This window comes from Cellulomonas jepli (assembly GCF_047229345.1).
Classification (GTDB): Bacteria; Actinomycetota; Actinomycetes; order Actinomycetales; family Cellulomonadaceae; genus Cellulomonas_A.
Map to the genome: position 1 here is coordinate 1 of NZ_JBFTER010000031.1, position 15,745 is coordinate 15,745.

Genomic DNA, 15,745 nt, shown 5'->3' on the forward strand with positions numbered 1-15,745 from the left:
GCAACCGGCTGGTCGGCAACCTGCCGGGCGCGGCCGCCCTCGAGGTCCTGCTCGGCGGCCTGGAGGTGCACGCGCTGCGGACGACGGTCGTCGCGCTCACGGGCGCGCGCGGGCCCGCGTGGATCGACGACGCACCGGCCGGCCACGGTGCGGCGCTCCGGCTCCCGGCGGGGTCGCGGCTCCGCCTCGGCACCGCCGAGCACGGGCTCCGGACGTACGTCGCGGTGCGGGGCGGGGTGGACGTCCCGCCGGTGCTCGGGTCGAGATCCGCCGACCGGCTCTCGGGGCTCGGCCCGGCGCCGCTCGCGGCCGGGGACGTGCTGCCGGTCGGCCGGGACACGCGCGGGTTCCCGGAGCCGGGGCCGGAAGTCGCGCCCGCGCAGGCGTGGCCGGAGCGCGTGGTCCTGCCGGTGCTGCCCGGGCCGCGGCTCGACTGGTTCGCCCCGCACGCGCTCGACGTCCTCACCCTCGGGGACTACCGCGTGACGCCGTCGAGCGACCGGGTGGCGCTCCGGCTCGTCGGCCCGGCGCTGCCGCGCGCCGACCGCGGCGAGCTGCCGTCGGAGGGCCTCGTCGTGGGCGCCGTGCAGGTCCCGCCGGACGGGCAGCCGGTGGTCTTCGGCCCCGACCACCCGGTGACGGGCGGGTACCCGGTGCTCGCCGTGGTGACCTCGACGGGCCTCTCCGCCGCGGCGCAGCTGCGTCCCGGCGACCCGGTCGGCTTCACGCTCACGCGCTGACGGGGAGCGGTCTGCGAGCCGCGACCGTCTTGGAGGCGGGACGTGCGCCGTCCGAGCGTGCGCCCGCCGGTGCGCCGCACCGACCGTCCGGGCGCGGGTGCGCCGGGAGCGACACGCCGAGGTGTCGCGTCGACCCGGCACGTCGGTGCGCAGGCCCGCCGCCCGCAGCACCGACGCACGGGACCTAGGTCCCCGGGGGCGCCGGGACTCCGGGCATAGAAATGCCACATCTTGTTGCCCGGCGCCGCGCCGACCACCACATCTTGTGGAGGCATATCGGACGCGCAGCGCCGCTCCGAGGACCGCCATCCCACCGCTCGCGCTCGACCACCGCGCACAGCCCGCACCCCGCACAGCCCGCACCCGCACCCCGCACAGCCCCGCCGGAAGGAACTCCCATGCAGCACCACCCCGTCGTCGAGGTCGGCTCGTCGATCGACGAGTACCTCGACCGCAGCGACTGGCGCGTCAACGCCAACGCCAACCAGGGCTACTCGCTTGGCGGGATGATCCTCAACACCGCGGGCAAGGTCGTCGCGAACTACTGGCTGAGCCACGTGTACGACCCGGAGATCGGTCGGGCGCACCGCGAGGGCGACCTGCACATCCACGACCTCGACATGTTCTCGGGCTACTGCGCGGGCTGGTCGCTGCGCACGCTCCTGCAGGAGGGGCTCAACGGCGTCCCGGGCAAGGTCGAGGCGCGCGCCCCGAGGCACTTCAGCTCGGCGATCGGGCAGATCGTCAACTTCCTCGGCACCATGCAGAACGAGTGGGCGGGCGCGCAGGCGTTCAGTTCATTCGACACGTACATGGCGCCGTACGTCCGGCTGGACCGCCTCACGTACGCGCAGGTCAAGCAGGGCATCCAGGAGCTCGTCTACAACCTCAACGTCCCGTCGCGCTGGGGCACGCAGACGCCGTTCACGAACCTCACGTTCGACTGGACGTGCCCGGAGGACCTGCGCGAGCAGGTGCCGTTCGTCGCGGACGAGCCGGTCGACTTCACGTACGGCGACCTGCAGGTCGAGATGGACCTGATCAACCGCGCGTACATCGAGGTGATGACCGACGGCGACGCGAGCGGGCGGGTCTTCACGTTCCCGATCCCGACGTACAACATCACCGAGGACTTCCCGTGGGAGTCCGAGAACGCCGAGCTGCTGTTCGCGATGACCGCGAAGTACGGCCTCCCGTACTTCCAGAACTTCATCCGCTCCGACATGAAGCCGGGCGACGTGCGCTCGATGTGCTGCCGCCTCCAGCTCGACCTGCGCGAGCTGCTCAAGCGCGGCAACGGGCTGTTCGGGTCCGCGGAGCAGACGGGCTCGCTCGGCGTCGTGACGGTCAACTGCGCGCGCCTGGGCTACCTGTACCGCGGCGACGAGGGGACGCTGCTGCGCGAGCTCGACCGCCTGCTCGACCTGGCCCGGGACTCCCTCGAGGTCAAGCGCACGGTCGTCCAGAAGTACATCGACGAGGGCCTGTTCCCGTACACGAAGCGCTACCTCGGCACGCTCGACAACCACTTCTCGACGATCGGCGTCAACGGGATCAACGAGATGGTCCGGAACTTCACGTCGGACCTCGAGGACGTCACGACCGACGACGGTCACGCGCTCGCGGTCCGGCTGCTCGACCACGTCCGCTCGCGCATGGTCGAGTTCCAGGAGGCGACCGGGCACCTGTACAACCTCGAGGCCACGCCGGCCGAGGGCACCACGTACCGGTTCGCGAAGGAGGACCGCAAGCGGTACGCCGACATCATCCAGGCGGGCACCGAGACGAACCCGTACTACACGAACTCCTCGCAGCTCCCGGTCGGCTTCACCGACGACCCGTTCGAGGCGCTCGAGCGCCAGGAGGAGCTGCAGCGCAAGTACACGGGCGGCACGGTGCTGCACCTGTACATGTCCGAGCGCCTGAGCACCGCGCAGGCGTGCCGCGAGCTCGTGCGCCGGTCGCTGTCGACGTACCGCCTGCCGTACATCACGATCACCCCGACGTTCTCGATCTGCCCGAACCACGGCTACCTCGCGGGCGAGCACCCGACGTGCGAGCGCTGCGGCGACGAGCGGCCGGGCGCGGACCCCGTCGTGTGCGAGGTGTGGACGCGTGTCATGGGCTACCACCGGCCCGTGAGCTCGTTCAACATCGGCAAGAAGGGCGAGCACGCCGAGCGCACGCCGTTCCGCGAGCCGGTCCGCGCGTGAGCGGTGGACCCGACGCGCTGGAGATCGCCGGCCTCACCGCGCTGTCGACGTGCGACTGGCCGGGACGGCTCGTCGCGACCCTGTTCCTCCAGGGCTGCCCGTGGGAGTGCACGTACTGCCACAACCCGTCGCTGATCGACCCGCGCACCCCGGGCACCGTCCCGTGGGCGCGGGTCCGTGACCTCCTCGCACGCCGGCACGGCCTGCTCGACGGCGTCGTGTTCTCCGGCGGGGAGCCGACGCGCCAGCACGCGCTCGCGGCGGCGATGCGGGAGGTCCGCGGCGCCGGGTACCTCGTCGGGCTGCACACCTCGGGCGCCTACCCGCGCCGCCTCGAGGACGTGCTGCCGCTCGTCGACTGGGTGGGGCTGGACGTCAAGGCGCCGGCGTCCCTCTATCAGGCGATCACTCGCGTCGGGCCCAGCGCGGACGCCGCGTTCGCGTCCCTGCGCCTCGTGCTCGACTCGGGCGTCGACGTGCAGGTCCGCACGACGGTCGACCCGACGGTGCTGAGCCCGCAGGACGTCGCCCGGCTGGGCTCGACGCTGCGCGGGCTCGGCGTGCGCGACCACGTCCTGCAGGAGGTCCGGCCCGACGGCACCACCGAGGCGTACCGGCAGGCGCTCGCGGACGCCCGCGCGCGGTCGACGACGGGCGCGGCCCGCTGACACCCGGCACGCTGGGGGCGCGGCGCTGCCCCACGGGGTGGCGTACCGGGACGACACGGGCGCGGAGCACCCGCGCACGTCGTGGTTCTGTTTGAATGACGCCGAACCGACGAGACGGGGTGGGGCATGGACGTCGGAGTAGTCAGCCGGGCGGTGGGCGACGTGACGGTGGTCGAGGTCTCCGGGGAGATCGACGTGTACACCGCGTCGGTCCTGCGGGAGCGTCTCGCGAGCCTGATCGACGAGGGGCGCACCGACCTCGTCGTGGACCTCACGCCCGTGCGGTTCATGGACTCCACGGGGCTGGGCGTGCTGGTCGGCGTGCTCAAGAAGGTGCGCGGCCACGGCGGCCGGCTCCAGCTCGTGATCGACTCCGAGCGCCTGCTCAAGGTCTTCCGCATCACGGCGCTGACCCAGGTCTTCACGATCCACGAGACGGTCGACGCGGCGCTCGCGGCCTGAGCCTCCCGAGGACCCGGCAGCGCCGTCCGGCGGCCGCCACCCGGCGGCGGTGGGCGACGCGCCTCGCCCAGGCGGGCGTGCGTGCCGGTCGGGATGCGCCGGGGCCGAGCCGTCCGCGCCGAGGCTGCGGCTCGGAGTGGTCCGCGCCGTGGCTGCGCCCCAGCGACCCGAGAGTGCCGAGCCTGCGCCTCAGCGCTCCCGGATCCGGTACGTCAGCTCACGGTCGTGGCGCGTGCCCACCGTCTCCGACAGCTCGACGAGGTGCTGCGCGTCGACCAGCGCCGTGAGTCCCGTCTGCGGGGTGCGACCGCCGTCCAGCTGCTCGGCGGACGCCACGGTGTAGCCGGCGTCCGCGAGCGACCGCAGGGCCCGCTGCCGACCGTCCGTCCCCGCGACCCCGACCGTCACGAGCCAGCCGCTCGCGGTCGTCCCGTCGAGCGCGGTGGCCTCGACGAGCTCGCCGTCCACGAGCGGGACGTCGGTGGGGAACCCCGCGGGGAGCGGCACGGGGGTGGTCGCTGGGTCGAGGAGCTCGAGGTCCCAGGGGCCGTCGACGACGCGCTCGCCCGGCGTCGCGGCGTCGGTCCAGGCGTAGACGTCGTAGGCGCCGGGCGGCAGCGGCTCACCGTCCGTCCCGCACGCCGCGAGGTCGACCACGAGCTCACGAAGGGCGCTCGTCGCATCGAGCCCTCCGGGGCGGAAGCCGCTCGGGTCGAGCCTGGCCTGGGAGTCCACGGCCTCCTGAGCCGGTGTGCGTCGCGCCGGTCCGGGGACGGAGACCACGGTGCCGTCGTGGACCACGGCGAGGTGCGGAGCCTCGTCGAGCGCCGGGACCAGCTCGACGGTCGTACCGGGGCCCGCGTACTGCACGGTCGCGAACGAGACGGCGAGCTCGCGGCCCTGCAGCGAGCCCAGCGGAGCCCGCGAGTCGTACTGCCAGCTCGTCGCGCTGAGCACCCCGACCCCCGCGCCGACGACCTCGATCGAGACGTCCCCGTCCGTGCTGCCGAGCGAGTCGGCCGACGACCCGCAGGCGCCCGGCTCGGCCCCCGGGACGGCAGCGGGGAGGCCGGCGTCGTCGCTGCGGGCCAGCACCGCACCCGCGAGCGCGACAGCGCCGGCGGCACCGACCCCGACCGTCCCGCGCACCCCGGCACGCACCGCCCGCCGGCGCCGGATGCGCGCCGCGAGGCCGGTCGTGTCGAGTGCGGGGCCGGCCCCCGCGAGCGGGCCGTCGACAGCCTCGCGCAGCGCGTGGGACAGGTCGGTGCTCATCGGGTCCTCCCGGTCGGCAGCAGGGTCACGTCGAGGGTGTGGGCGACGGGCAGCGGCCCGAGCACCCGTTCGAGCGCGTCGATCGCGTCGGACAGGTACCGCTTGACCGTGCCGTCGGACAGCCCGAGGCGGCGGGCGATCTCGGGGACGGTCAGGTCGTCGTAGTAGCGGAGCACCACGCACGCGCGCAGCCGTGGACGCAGCGTCGCGAGCGCCGCGTGCACGTCCGCGCGCGACGCCGAGGCGTCCTCGGGCCCGTCCGTGGTCGTGGCGCCGACGAGCAGGTGCCGCACGCCGCTCCACCGCGCGCGCCGCCGGTACCCGTCGAGGAAGACCGTGAGGATCGCCCGTCGCACGTACGCCTCCGCCGCACGGGCCTCCCGCAGCGGGCGGCCCTGGCTGAACGCCCGGACGAGCGCCTCCTGCACGAGGTCCTCGGCCTCCGCGGTGCCGCCGGTCAGCAGCGCGGCGTACCGCACGAGCGCCGCGCCGCGCTCGCGCACCAGCACGTCGAGCACGTGCTCCCAGTCGGCCACTGCGCCTCCGTCGTCGACGTCCGGCGCACCCGGTCGGCGCACCTGCCCATCATGACGACCGGGCGTCCCGAACCGTTGGTCGACGGACACACCTCCTCGTGCGACGCCACGCCGTCCCCGCCTCGGCGGTGCCCGCCGTCGACGCCCGCGACGCACGGTCGGGGCTGGTGCCGGGGCCTCGCCGTCCGGTGCGGCCGTGCTCGACCGTGCTCGACCGGTCGCGACCGTGCGTCCGCATCTGGCTAGACTTCGGCGCGTCCGACGGCAACGGGGCCGATCCGGACGGGCGTGGTTCAGGGGGGCCGCGCCGGTGCCCGAGGAGGCTGCATGATCACGCTCGGACCCACGAGCCTCACCATCGTCGGCGTCATCGCCGCGATCGCCGTCGCCGCGCTGCTCTACGCGGTCGTGCTCAGACGTCAGGTGCTCGCCGCCGGTGAGGGCACCGCGAAGATGCAGGACATCGCGCGCGCCGTGCAGGAGGGCGCGTCGGCGTACCTGTCGCGGCAGTTCAAGACGCTCGGCGCGTTCGCGCTCGTGGTCTTCCTGCTGCTGTTCCTGCTGCCCGGCGACATGGGCATCAAGGTGGGGCGCTCGATCTTCTTCCTCGTCGGCGCCGGCTTCTCGGCCGCGATCGGGTTCCTCGGCATGTGGCTCGCCACGCGCGCGAACGTGCGGGTCGCCGCGGCCGCGTCGCTGCCGGGCGGGCGGGCGGAAGGGGCGCGCATCGCGTTCCGGACCGGCGGGGTCGTCGGCATGTGCGTCGTCGGGCTCGGTCTGCTCGGTGCCGCGTCGGTCGTGCTGATCTACCGCGGCGAGGCACCCTCGGTGCTCGAGGGCTTCGGCTTCGGCGCCGCGCTGCTCGCGATGTTCATGCGCGTCGGCGGCGGCATCTTCACCAAGGCGGCCGACGTGGGCGCCGACCTCGTCGGCAAGGTCGAGCAGGGCATCCCGGAGGACGACCCGCGCAACGCCGCGACGATCGCGGACAACGTGGGCGACAACGTCGGTGACTGCGCCGGCATGGCCGCGGACCTGTTCGAGTCCTACGCGGTCACGCTCGTCGCCGCGCTGATCCTCGGCAAGGCGGCGTTCGGCGAGCAGGGCCTCGTGCTCCCGCTCATCGTGACCGCGATCGGCGCCCTCGTGGCGGTGCTCGGCGTCGTCATCACCAAGGTGCGCGGCAGCGAGAGCGGGCTCGCGGCGATCAACCGCGGGTTCTACACCGCGGCGCTCGTCGGCGTGCTGCTCGCGGCCGTCGCGTCCTTCGTCTACCTGCCCTCGACGTTCGCCGAGCTCACCGGCGGCACGGCCGGCCTGGAGACCCACGGCGGCGACCCGCGGATCATCGCGACGCTGGCCGTCGCGATCGGCGTCGTCCTCGCCGGGATCATCCTGTGGGTCACCGGCTACTTCACCGGCACGACGTCGAAGCCGACGCTGCACGTCGCACGCACGTCGCTCACCGGTGCCGCGACCGTCGTCCTCTCGGGCGTCGGCGTCGGCTTCGAGTCGGCCGTCTACACCGCGGGCATCATCGCGGCCGCGATCTGCGGGGTGTTCCTCCTCGCCGGCGGCTCGGTGTCGCTCGCGCTGTTCCTCATCGCGCTCGCGGGCTGCGGGCTGCTCACGACCGTCGGCGTCATCGTCGCGATGGACACGTTCGGCCCGGTCAGCGACAACGCGCAGGGCATCGCCGAGATGTCGGGCGACGTCACCGAGGAGGGCGCGCAGATCCTCACCGACCTCGACGCGGTCGGGAACACCACCAAGGCCGTGACCAAGGGCATCGCGATCGCGACGGCGGTGCTCGCCGCGACCGCCCTGTTCGGCTCGTACGCCGACGCGGTGGCCACGTCGCTGCGGGACGTCGGGGAGGCCGCGATCGACAGCGACATCGTCGCCGCGATGCTCAGCTACTCGGTCATCTCGCCGATCACGCTCGTCGGCGTGATCCTCGGCGGCGCGACGGTGTTCCTGTTCTCGGGCCTGGCGATCGACGCGGTGACCCGCGCAGCCGGCGCGATCGTGTTCGAGGTGCGCCGCCAGTTCCGGGAGAACCCCGGGATCATGACCGGCGAGGTCCGCCCCGAGTACGGCAAGGTCGTCGACATCTGCACGCGCGACTCGCTGCGGGAGCTCGCGACGCCGGGCCTGCTCGCGGCGTTCGCGCCCATCGCGGTCGGCTTCGGGCTCGGCATCGGCCCGCTCGCCGGGTTCCTCGCCGGCGCGATCGGCTCGGGCGTGCTCATGGCGGTGTTCCTCGCGAACTCCGGCGGCGCCTGGGACAACGCGAAGAAGATCGTCGAGGACGGCCACTACGGCGGCAAGAACTCCGAGGCGCACGCCGCCGTCGTCATCGGCGACACCGTGGGCGACCCGTTCAAGGACACCGCCGGCCCGGCGATCAACCCGCTGATCAAGGTCATGAACCTCGTGGCCCTGCTCATCGCCCCGGCGATCGTCGCGATCAGCGTCGGCGACGACGCGAACCACGCGCTGCGGCTCGCGATCGCGCTCGCCGCGACGGCCATCGCGTTCGGCGCGGTCATCGCCTCCCGGCTGCGCGCGGCGCGCGTCGACCAGGAGGGCCGCCTGGAGCACGAGACGCAGCTCGTGCGCTGACGTCCGGACCTGCGCGGGGCGACCCGCGCCGGGAGGTCACGAGGGGATCCGCCGGGGCCGGCGGGTCCCCTCGTGCGTGTGCGGGCGGCCGCCGGGCCGACGAGCCGGCCGCACCAGGGACGGCCGGCTGACGCGCCGGCGCCACCCGGGACGGCCGTCCCGCGTGGACGGGCACGGGGGACCGGACGTCGTCGCCGGGCGCGTGCGGCGTCGAGGCGGTGAGATGGGCGCCATGCCGGTGCTGCGCGTCATGACGTACAACCTCAAGGGCCTCAAGCTCGACGCCCCCGCCGCGGCGGCGGTCGTGCGGGCCGCGGACCCGGACGTGGTCGGGGTCCAGGAGCCGCCGCGCGGGCCGCTCGGTCGGTGGCGGCTGCGCCGGTTCGCGCGCGACGCGGGGCTGCGGGTCGCGGTGGGTCACGGGGGCGCGCGCACGACCGCGCTGCTGGTGTCCCCGCGCGCGGGGCGGGTCGAGGACGCGCGAGCGGTGCGCCTGCCGTGGTTCGGCCCTCGGGAGCGCCGGACGGCGTGGACGCGCCGCGGCTACGCGCTCGCGACCGTCGACGGGGTGCGGGTCGTCTCGGTGCACCTCTCGCTCGACCGGCTCGAGCGCGCACGCCACCTGAGCCGCATCCTCGCCGAGGTCGAGGCGACGCCTGGTCCCTGCGTCGTCGTGGGGGACCTCAACGAGCAGCCCGGTGGCGAGACGTGGGGCCGGCTCGGCGCGCTCCTGCAGGACGCGCACGTCGCGGCGGCGGACGCAGGGCGTGCCCGGACGGTACCGGGCGCGGCAGGTGCCGCCCCGGGTGACGCGGCCGGCGGTGCGCCGGGCGGCGTCCGCGCGGAGCCCGCCCGCACGTTCAGCGCGGTGCGCCCACGGCGCCGGATCGACGCGGTGCTCGCGAGCCCCGACCTCGTGCCCCGCGCGGCGCACGTGCCCGACGACGACGCCGCACGTCGGGCGAGCGACCACCTGCCGATCGTCGCGGACCTCGAGCTGCCGGGCTGACCGGGAACGCGCCCGGGCGGAGGCTCACCGCTCGCCGCCGCCCCGGCTGCGCCCGCGGTGCCCGGAGAGCGGAGGCTCACCGCTCGCCGCCCCCGGCTGCGCCCGCGGTGCCCGGAGCGCGGAGGCTCACTCCTCGCCGGCACCCCCGGGCTGCGCCCGGGGCGCTCGGACCGGCGCGTCCCCGGGCAGCTCGCCAGCAGCCGTCGGGGTCGGTGCGGAGCCCGGGCGGAGCGGCAGCTCCTCGCCGTCGAGGATCAGCTGGCCGGCCTGCGCCTTGGTCTCGTAGACGTCGACGCTCCACAGCTCGCTCAGCGCGACGGCGTCCTCGTACGTGTAGCCCGCGTCCCAGAACGCGTCCCGGGGGTCGTCGCCCTCCACGGGGAGCCCGGACTCGCTGAGGTCGAGCGGGACCCGCGTGACGTCCTCGAGCGGCAGCGCCTGTCCCTCGAGCAGCAGCTGCCCGGCCTTCGCCTTCGTCTCGGTGACGCCGAGGTCCCACAGCGCGCTCAGCGCGTCGACGTCCTCGACTGTGTGGCCAGCGCCCCAGAACGCCTCGTACTGCTCGCGCGTGTAGCCGGCGGGCATGAACGACCAGTCGACCCCGACGGCCTGCGCGACGTTCTCGACCGCTCGCGCGACCTCCGAGTACGGGTTCGACGCGGCAGCGGCTCCCGCGCCGGCCACCGCGATCGCCGAGGTCACGACGCCCGCGGCGACGATGCGCCCGCCGCGGCGCCGGAACGTGCTGAGCGAGGACACCCCGGGGGCGTCGTCGAGCTGCGCCTCGATGCGGGCGGCCACGAGCGCGGGGTCAGGGTGCGCCGCGCCGCGGGCCTGGAGGGCCCGCGTGATCCGCAGGGCGAGCTCGTCCTCCGGCGAGGCGGCCGGGCCGCGGGGGGTGTCGGGGGAGCCGTCCGCGTCGGCTCGGCGGTACTCGCTCATGGCGTCTCCGGTCGGGTGGTCAGGTCGGTGCGCCGCAGCGTGGCGAGGGCGCGCGAGGCGTGGGAACGGACGGTCGCGGGGCTGGTGCCGAGGACGTCGGCGATCTCCGCGTCGTCGAGCCCCTCGTAGTAGCGGAGCACCAGGACGGTGCGCTGCCGCGGCGGCAGGTCGGCGAGCAGGCGCCACATCGCGTCGTCCTCGACGACGTGGTGCGCGTGGTCGCCCTGCGGGTCGGTGTGGGCGGCGAGCACGTCGTCTGCGGCAGGTCGCACGGTGCGCACGTGCCAGCGGCGCCGCCACGACAGGTGCTCGTTGGTGACCATGCGGCGCAGGTACAGGTCCGGGCGCTCGAGGAGCGCGATGCGGCCCCAGCGCACGTGCGCACGCAGCAGCACCTCCTGGACGAGGTCGGCGGCGGCGTGCCCGTCGCCGGTCAGCACCGTCGCGTACCGCAGGAGCCCGGGGAGCTGGCTGCGGACGACGTCGTCGAGCCGGCGACCCGAGGCGGCCGGGCGCTCCGCGGCACCCTCGCTGCGCACGAGGGCCGGTCGCCCGCGCTCTGCGGCGCCGACCGGTCCGGCGCCGCCCGGTCCGGCGCCGACCGGCCCGGCGCCGACCAGCCCGGCACCGACCGGCGCGGGGTCGGCGTGCCCGTCGGCCTGCGTGCGGCCGGGCGCCGCCGCGAGCCGTGGCCGGTCCATCACCGGGCGCAGCACCGGCACGGCGGCGCTGTCGGGCCCCGACACGCGCGGCCACGCCGTCACGGGCGCACCCCCGCGAGGTCGAGCAGCGCGCCGCGCGGGTCCCGGGCCGCGTCGGCGCGCGGCCGGGGCAGGGGCCGGGGGTCGTGGCAGCGGGTGAGCAGCGCCTCGACGAGTGCGGCGCGCCGCACCACGGCGTGGCCGTCGAGGTCGCCGGGCAGGATCCGCACCTCCAGGGTGTCGCGCTGCGGGCGTGGGCTCACGAGCTGGGTGAGGTTGACGTCGGCGTACTTGGTGAGCCCCGCGGAGCGGGCGACCGCCTGCAGGCGCGCCCATCCCGAGCGCTCCGCGGAATCCTCCCAGGGAAGCTCGACGAGGTCGAGGAGCGCGTCGGGGAGCGGGGCGAGCCGCCGGCACGCCGGGTTGGTGCCGAGCACGGTCCACAGCACCTCCCGCCAGTGGCCGAAGAGCCGGACGACGTTCGCGAGGCTCGCGGGCCGCCGGAACGGGGCGCCGTCCACGTGCAGGTGCACCGCCGCCTCGTGCGGCACCGTGAAGCCGAGCTCGCGTGCCGGAGAGAGCAGCCGCTCGAGCGCCGCGGCGTGCCCGGCCACGAGCGGCGGGGTGACGACCTCGCAGGGCCGCTCCCGCCCAGGAGGCAGCGGCAGCACCACCGCGACGCTGGCCCCGGTCGCGTCGTTGAGACGCGCCGCGGCGGGGAAGACCTCGGTCTCGACGCCGAACAGCGCCGCGGCGCCGTCGAGCACCGAGCTCAGCGGCGCGTCCGGGTCGGCGTGCCGCTCGACGAGGCGCAGCAGCCGCGCGTCGTCGCACAGCACCCGGTACCAGCCCCGGTGCCCGGGAAGCCCGCGCACCGGGGCCAGGTCGGCCTCGATCGTGATGTCGTCGACGAGGCGCGCGACCGGCTCCCCCTGCGGGTCGACCACGTCGAACGCCGGCGACAGGTGCCGGAACACCCCGACCCCCGGCACCGCCGACGGCTCGCTGTCCCCGTGGAACGAGCGCCGGACGCGGCCACCGCAGCGTGCGGCGATCTCGTCGGCGAGCACCTGCCGATCCGATCCGGGGGGTGCCAGCAGCTCGATCTCGAAGCCGGTACGCAACGTCAGCTCGTCCACAGGGCTCGTCTCCTCGGGGCGGGTCGTCGGGGTGCCGCGGCGGCGGCAGCCCGGAAGGCTCAGGCGGTGGGGGTCAGGACGCGGGCGTGCTGCCGGGCGCGATGGGCAGCTGCTCGCCGTCGAGGATCTTCTGCCCGGCGGTGGCCTTGGTCTCGTAGACGTCGGTGCTCCACAGCTCGCTCAGCGCGACGGCGTCCTCGTAGGTGTAGCCGGCGCCCCAGAACGCGTCGCGCGGGTCGTCGCCGTCGGGCACGGCCGCACCGGCATCGTCGAGTTCGACCGGCGTCCGGGGGCCGTCGAGCGGCAGCGCCTGCCCGTCGATCAGCATCTGCCCGGCCTTGGCCTTCGTCTCGACGACGTCGAGCTCCCAGAGCGCGCTCAGGGTGTCCACGTCGTCGGTGGTGTGGCCGCCGCCCCAGAACGCCTCGTACTGCGCCTGGGTGTAGCCCGCGGGCATGAACGACCAGTCGACCCCGGCGTCCGCGAGCGCGCCGGCGACGACGCGGGAGACGGGGGAGGCGGGGGCGACGGCCATCGCCGCCCCGGCGCCGGCGACGGACAGGCCGACGGCGACGACGCCGACGGTGACGAGGCGGCGGCGGTGGGAGCTGCGGGCGGCCGGCGCGGTGGTCGTGGTGCTCATGGTGTTCCTCCTGGGGGTGGTGCGCTTCTCGGTACCCCCTGAGAACGCGGCTCGGCGCCGTCCTGTGGAGCCGGTGGACGAACCGGTGTGTGGCGATCCTGCGGAGGACCTGCGCAGACGGGGGACGGGCCCCGGCGCGGTGCACGGCAGGATGGGCCGGTGACCGCTCCGACGCCCCGCTCCGACACTCCGCGCACCGACCCCGTGCTGCTCGACGCGCTGCGCGCGGACCTCACCGCCGCGGCGTACACGGTCGAGGGTGTCGAGGACCTCCTCGGCCCGCTCGCCGCCGCCGCGCTCCACCGGGAGGAGAGCGTCCCGGCGCTCCGGGTCACGGCCGCCACGACCGACCCGCGTGCTGCGCTCGTCCGGGCGTTCGTGCTGGGCGTCGACGTGCCCCGTGCCGCGCTGGAGCGGGCGCTCGGACGCCTCGGGGTGCACGGGGCCGAGGTGCTCGGGCTCGTCGAGGCCGCGGGTGCCGGGCCGGACGACGGCGTGCGCGCGCGCGTCGACCTGCGCCCCTACCAGGCGGCGGACGGTCTCGACGCGGGGCAGCCCGTGGACGGTGCGCCGGGTGCTGCGGGCGCCGACCGGGCCGGGAACCCCGGCGGCACCGTCGACTGGTGGGTCGCGTCCGACCTCGGCGAGCTCGCGACCGGCCGGGCGCTGCGCACGGACCACGTGCTGGGTGTCGGCGGCGCGTCGACGACGCTCGCGCAGGTCACCGTGCGGGACCCGCGCGCCCGGGCACTGGACCTCGGCACGGGCTGCGGCATCCAGGCGCTGCACGCCGCCCGGCACTCCCGGGCGGTCGTGGGGACCGACATCTCCCGCCGCGCGCTGGCGTTCGCCCGGTTCAACGCGGACCTCGCGGGGGTCGGGCGCGACCGGTTCGAGCTGCGCGCGGGCTCGATGCTCGGCCCGGTGAGCGGCCCGGACGAGCCGCGCTTCGACCTCGTCGTGTCGAACCCGCCGTTCGTCATCACGCCCCGCTCACCGGCGGCGGGAGCGCCGGGCGACGTCCCGCTCTACGAGTACCGCGACGGGGGGCGTGCGGGCGACGCGATCGTGCGTGAGCTGGTCACGGGGGTCGGCGCGGTGCTGGCGCCCGGCGGCGTGGCCCAGCTGCTCGGCAACTGGGAGGTGCGCCGCGGCGAGGAGTGGCACGAGCGCGTGGGGGAGTGGGTCGAGGAGTCGGGCCTCGACGGCTGGGTCGTCCAGCGCGAGCTGCAGGACCCCGCGCAGTACGCCGAGACGTGGATCCGCGACGGCGGCACGACGCCGGACAGGGACCCCGAGGCGTGGGCGCAGCGGTACGGGGCGTGGCTCGACGACTTCGCGTCGCGCGACGTCGAGGCCGTCGGCTTCGGGATCGTGACGCTGCGCCGCCCGCTCGACGGCCCACCGACGCTGCGCCGGCTCGAGGAGGTCACGGGCGGGGTCCGCCAGCCGCTCGGCCCGGCGATCGCGGCCTCGCTCGCGGCGCACACGTGGCTCGCGCGGCGGGACGACGACGCCCTCGCGCGCGAGCACCTCGTCGTCGCGCCCGACGTCACCGAGGAGCGCTACCTCACCCCGGGGCACGCTGACCCGAGCGTCGTGCTGCTCCGCCAGGGCGGCGCGTTCGGCCGGACGGTCCGCGCGGGGACCGCCCTGGCCGGGCTCGTCGGGGCGTGCGACGGCGAGCTCTCGGTCGGGCAGGTCGTGGGCGCGCTCGCGGCGCTGCTCGGCGTCGGGGCGGACGACGTGGCGGCCGACGTGCTGCCGAGCGTCCGCGGGCTCGTCCTCGACGGCCTGCTCGTGCCCGCGAGCGCCTGAGCCGTCAGCCGCGCGCGCCGGTCGCGGGGGTCCCCGCCTCCTGGTTGAGCACGAGCTCGACCTCGCCGCGCGCGAGCTCGAGCGTCGCGACCGCGGTCTGGGCCTGGGCGGCGTACCCGATGCGGTCGCTCGCGCGCAGGACGTCCCACACGGCGCCACCCTGCTCGGTGCCCATGAGGTCGACGAGCGCGTGCGCCTCCTCGATCAGCGCGTCGAGCTCGGAGCGCTGCGCGGCGAGGACCTGGGCGCCGGCCTCCTCCTCGAGCACGAGCGTCGCGGCCTCGACGCGGTCCGAGACCGAGAAGACCTGGCCGGGGATGGTGCAGTCGACCTCGGTCGAGAACAGGCCCGCGGCGTTGAACCGGGCCTCCTCCTGCGCGGCGCGCACGACCCACTCGTACGTGCGGCCGGTCTCCTCGATCACGAGGTAGCCGAGGCCGTCGGCAGCCATGACCTCGCTGAGGAGCCGGCCGTCGGACAGGAACGCCGCGGCGGTCAGGTCGCCCTCGGTCGCGGGCGTGCCCTCGACCTCGAGGCGCAGCTCGGAGTCGACGCCGGCGTACCCCGCGAGCTGCGCGGTCGCCTCGGTCGCGAGGCACTCGTCGCCCTCCGGCGCGGCGAGGTTCGTCAGGTGGAGCACGCGCTCCTGCCCGTCGAGCCGCACGCGCAGCGTGTCGCCGGACTCGACCGCGGTGACGGTCGCGATCGTCTCGTCGGGCCCCCGGTCGAGCAGGACGAACCCGGCGGCCCCCACGGCCACCACGAGCACGGCGGCGCCGGCGATCACGAGCTTGGTCCTCACGAGCGTTCCTTTCGACTGTCGCCGCCACGCGTCGGGGATCGGTCCCGGGCGCGGCAAAGTCGCCCGCCCGGCGACTGCACCGGACGGACGACTGTCGAGCGAGATGTGGTCGGACCATAGCGCCGGTGTGTGAACGCCACGTGTCGCGTCCGCGCGCCGTGTCACGCGTCCG

At 75.5% G+C, this 15,745-nt stretch carries 14 protein-coding genes; 7 read left to right on the forward strand and 7 right to left on the reverse strand.

Going from position 1 to position 15,745, the window contains the following annotated elements; genetic code table 11:
* From AB6N24_RS09425 to AB6N24_RS09440, 4 genes are all read left to right on the forward strand, one after another.
* Window positions 1-740 (forward strand): 5-oxoprolinase subunit C family protein (locus AB6N24_RS09425; protein ID WP_412869141.1); only part of this gene is annotated, 740 nt, incomplete at its 5' end.
* Window positions 741-1,138: 398 nt separating this feature from the next.
* On the forward strand, window positions 1,139-2,953 hold the full coding sequence (locus AB6N24_RS09430; protein WP_412869142.1) for a ribonucleoside triphosphate reductase: 1,815 nt from the start codon (window positions 1,139-1,141) through the stop codon (window positions 2,951-2,953).
* On the forward strand, window positions 2,950-3,621 hold the full coding sequence (locus AB6N24_RS09435) for an anaerobic ribonucleoside-triphosphate reductase activating protein (protein WP_412869143.1): 672 nt from the start codon (window positions 2,950-2,952) through the stop codon (window positions 3,619-3,621). The genes AB6N24_RS09430 and AB6N24_RS09435 overlap by 4 nt, the downstream gene beginning before the upstream one ends.
* Before the next feature lie 126 nt (window positions 3,622-3,747).
* Window positions 3,748-4,083, forward strand: coding sequence for an STAS domain-containing protein (locus tag AB6N24_RS09440; RefSeq protein ID WP_034630011.1), 336 nt, complete (start codon window positions 3,748-3,750; stop codon window positions 4,081-4,083).
* A 189-nt stretch (window positions 4,084-4,272) separates the two neighbouring features.
* Here the strand turns inward: AB6N24_RS09440 and AB6N24_RS09445 are convergent, their stop codons facing one another.
* Window positions 4,273-5,358 (reverse strand): hypothetical protein, encoded by a 1,086-nt coding sequence (locus AB6N24_RS09445; protein ID WP_412869144.1) that lies wholly within the window; start codon window positions 5,356-5,358, stop codon window positions 4,273-4,275.
* Window positions 5,355-5,894 carry a sigma-70 family RNA polymerase sigma factor gene (locus AB6N24_RS09450; RefSeq protein ID WP_412869145.1) on the reverse strand — a complete coding sequence of 180 codons (540 nt, stop codon included), beginning with the start codon at window positions 5,892-5,894 and terminating at the stop codon, window positions 5,355-5,357. Before AB6N24_RS09450 ends, AB6N24_RS09445 begins: the two co-directional genes overlap by 4 nt.
* 327 nt (window positions 5,895-6,221) lie before the next feature.
* Between AB6N24_RS09450 and AB6N24_RS09455 the strand changes: the two genes are divergently transcribed.
* Entirely contained in the window at window positions 6,222-8,519 is a 2,298-nt protein-coding gene (locus AB6N24_RS09455; protein WP_412869146.1) for a sodium-translocating pyrophosphatase, read from the forward strand.
* A gap of 232 nt (window positions 8,520-8,751) precedes the next feature.
* Window positions 8,752-9,528 (forward strand): endonuclease/exonuclease/phosphatase family protein, encoded by a 777-nt coding sequence (locus AB6N24_RS09460; protein WP_412869147.1) that lies wholly within the window; start codon window positions 8,752-8,754, stop codon window positions 9,526-9,528.
* A gap of 126 nt (window positions 9,529-9,654) precedes the next feature.
* Here the strand turns inward: AB6N24_RS09460 and AB6N24_RS09465 are convergent, their stop codons facing one another.
* From AB6N24_RS09465 to AB6N24_RS09480, 4 genes are all read right to left on the reverse strand, one after another.
* Window positions 9,655-10,470, reverse strand: a complete 816-nt coding sequence (locus AB6N24_RS09465) for a hypothetical protein (protein ID WP_412869148.1) — start codon at window positions 10,468-10,470, stop codon at window positions 9,655-9,657.
* Complete coding sequence (locus AB6N24_RS09470; RefSeq protein ID WP_412869149.1) at window positions 10,467-11,234, reverse strand: RNA polymerase sigma factor; 768 nt, start codon at window positions 11,232-11,234, stop codon at window positions 10,467-10,469. The genes AB6N24_RS09465 and AB6N24_RS09470 overlap by 4 nt, the downstream gene beginning before the upstream one ends.
* The gene (locus tag AB6N24_RS09475; protein ID WP_412869150.1) at window positions 11,231-12,310 is read right to left on the reverse strand and encodes an amidoligase family protein; all 1,080 of its coding nucleotides are present in this window, start codon (window positions 12,308-12,310) and stop codon (window positions 11,231-11,233) included. The genes AB6N24_RS09470 and AB6N24_RS09475 overlap by 4 nt, the downstream gene beginning before the upstream one ends.
* Window positions 12,311-12,383: 73 nt before the next feature.
* Window positions 12,384-12,953: a hypothetical protein gene (locus AB6N24_RS09480; RefSeq protein WP_412869151.1), complete on the reverse strand. Its 570-nt coding sequence runs from the start codon at window positions 12,951-12,953 to the stop codon at window positions 12,384-12,386.
* Window positions 12,954-13,112: 159 nt separating this feature from the next.
* Between AB6N24_RS09480 and AB6N24_RS09485 the strand changes: the two genes are divergently transcribed.
* Entirely contained in the window at window positions 13,113-14,771 is a 1,659-nt protein-coding gene (locus AB6N24_RS09485) for a DUF7059 domain-containing protein (protein WP_412869152.1), read from the forward strand.
* Window positions 14,772-14,775: 4 nt separating this feature from the next.
* Here the strand turns inward: AB6N24_RS09485 and AB6N24_RS09490 are convergent, their stop codons facing one another.
* Complete coding sequence (locus AB6N24_RS09490) at window positions 14,776-15,573, reverse strand: thermonuclease family protein (protein ID WP_412869153.1); 798 nt, start codon at window positions 15,571-15,573, stop codon at window positions 14,776-14,778.
* Between the last annotated feature and the right edge of the window lie 172 nt (window positions 15,574-15,745).

Coding starts and splice junctions, on each gene's coding strand:
- AB6N24_RS09455 (WP_412869146.1), top strand. CDS start 6,222: ATGATCACGCTCGGACCCACGAGCCTCACCATCGTCGGCGTCATCGCC.
- AB6N24_RS09480 (WP_412869151.1), bottom strand. CDS start 12,953: ATGAGCACCACGACCACCGCGCCGGCCGCCCGCAGCTCCCACCGCCGC.
- AB6N24_RS09440 (WP_034630011.1), top strand. CDS start 3,748: ATGGACGTCGGAGTAGTCAGCCGGGCGGTGGGCGACGTGACGGTGGTC.
- AB6N24_RS09430 (WP_412869142.1), top strand. CDS start 1,139: ATGCAGCACCACCCCGTCGTCGAGGTCGGCTCGTCGATCGACGAGTAC.
- AB6N24_RS09445 (WP_412869144.1), bottom strand. CDS start 5,358: ATGAGCACCGACCTGTCCCACGCGCTGCGCGAGGCTGTCGACGGCCCG.
- AB6N24_RS09460 (WP_412869147.1), top strand. CDS start 8,752: ATGCCGGTGCTGCGCGTCATGACGTACAACCTCAAGGGCCTCAAGCTC.
- AB6N24_RS09465 (WP_412869148.1), bottom strand. CDS start 10,470: ATGAGCGAGTACCGCCGAGCCGACGCGGACGGCTCCCCCGACACCCCC.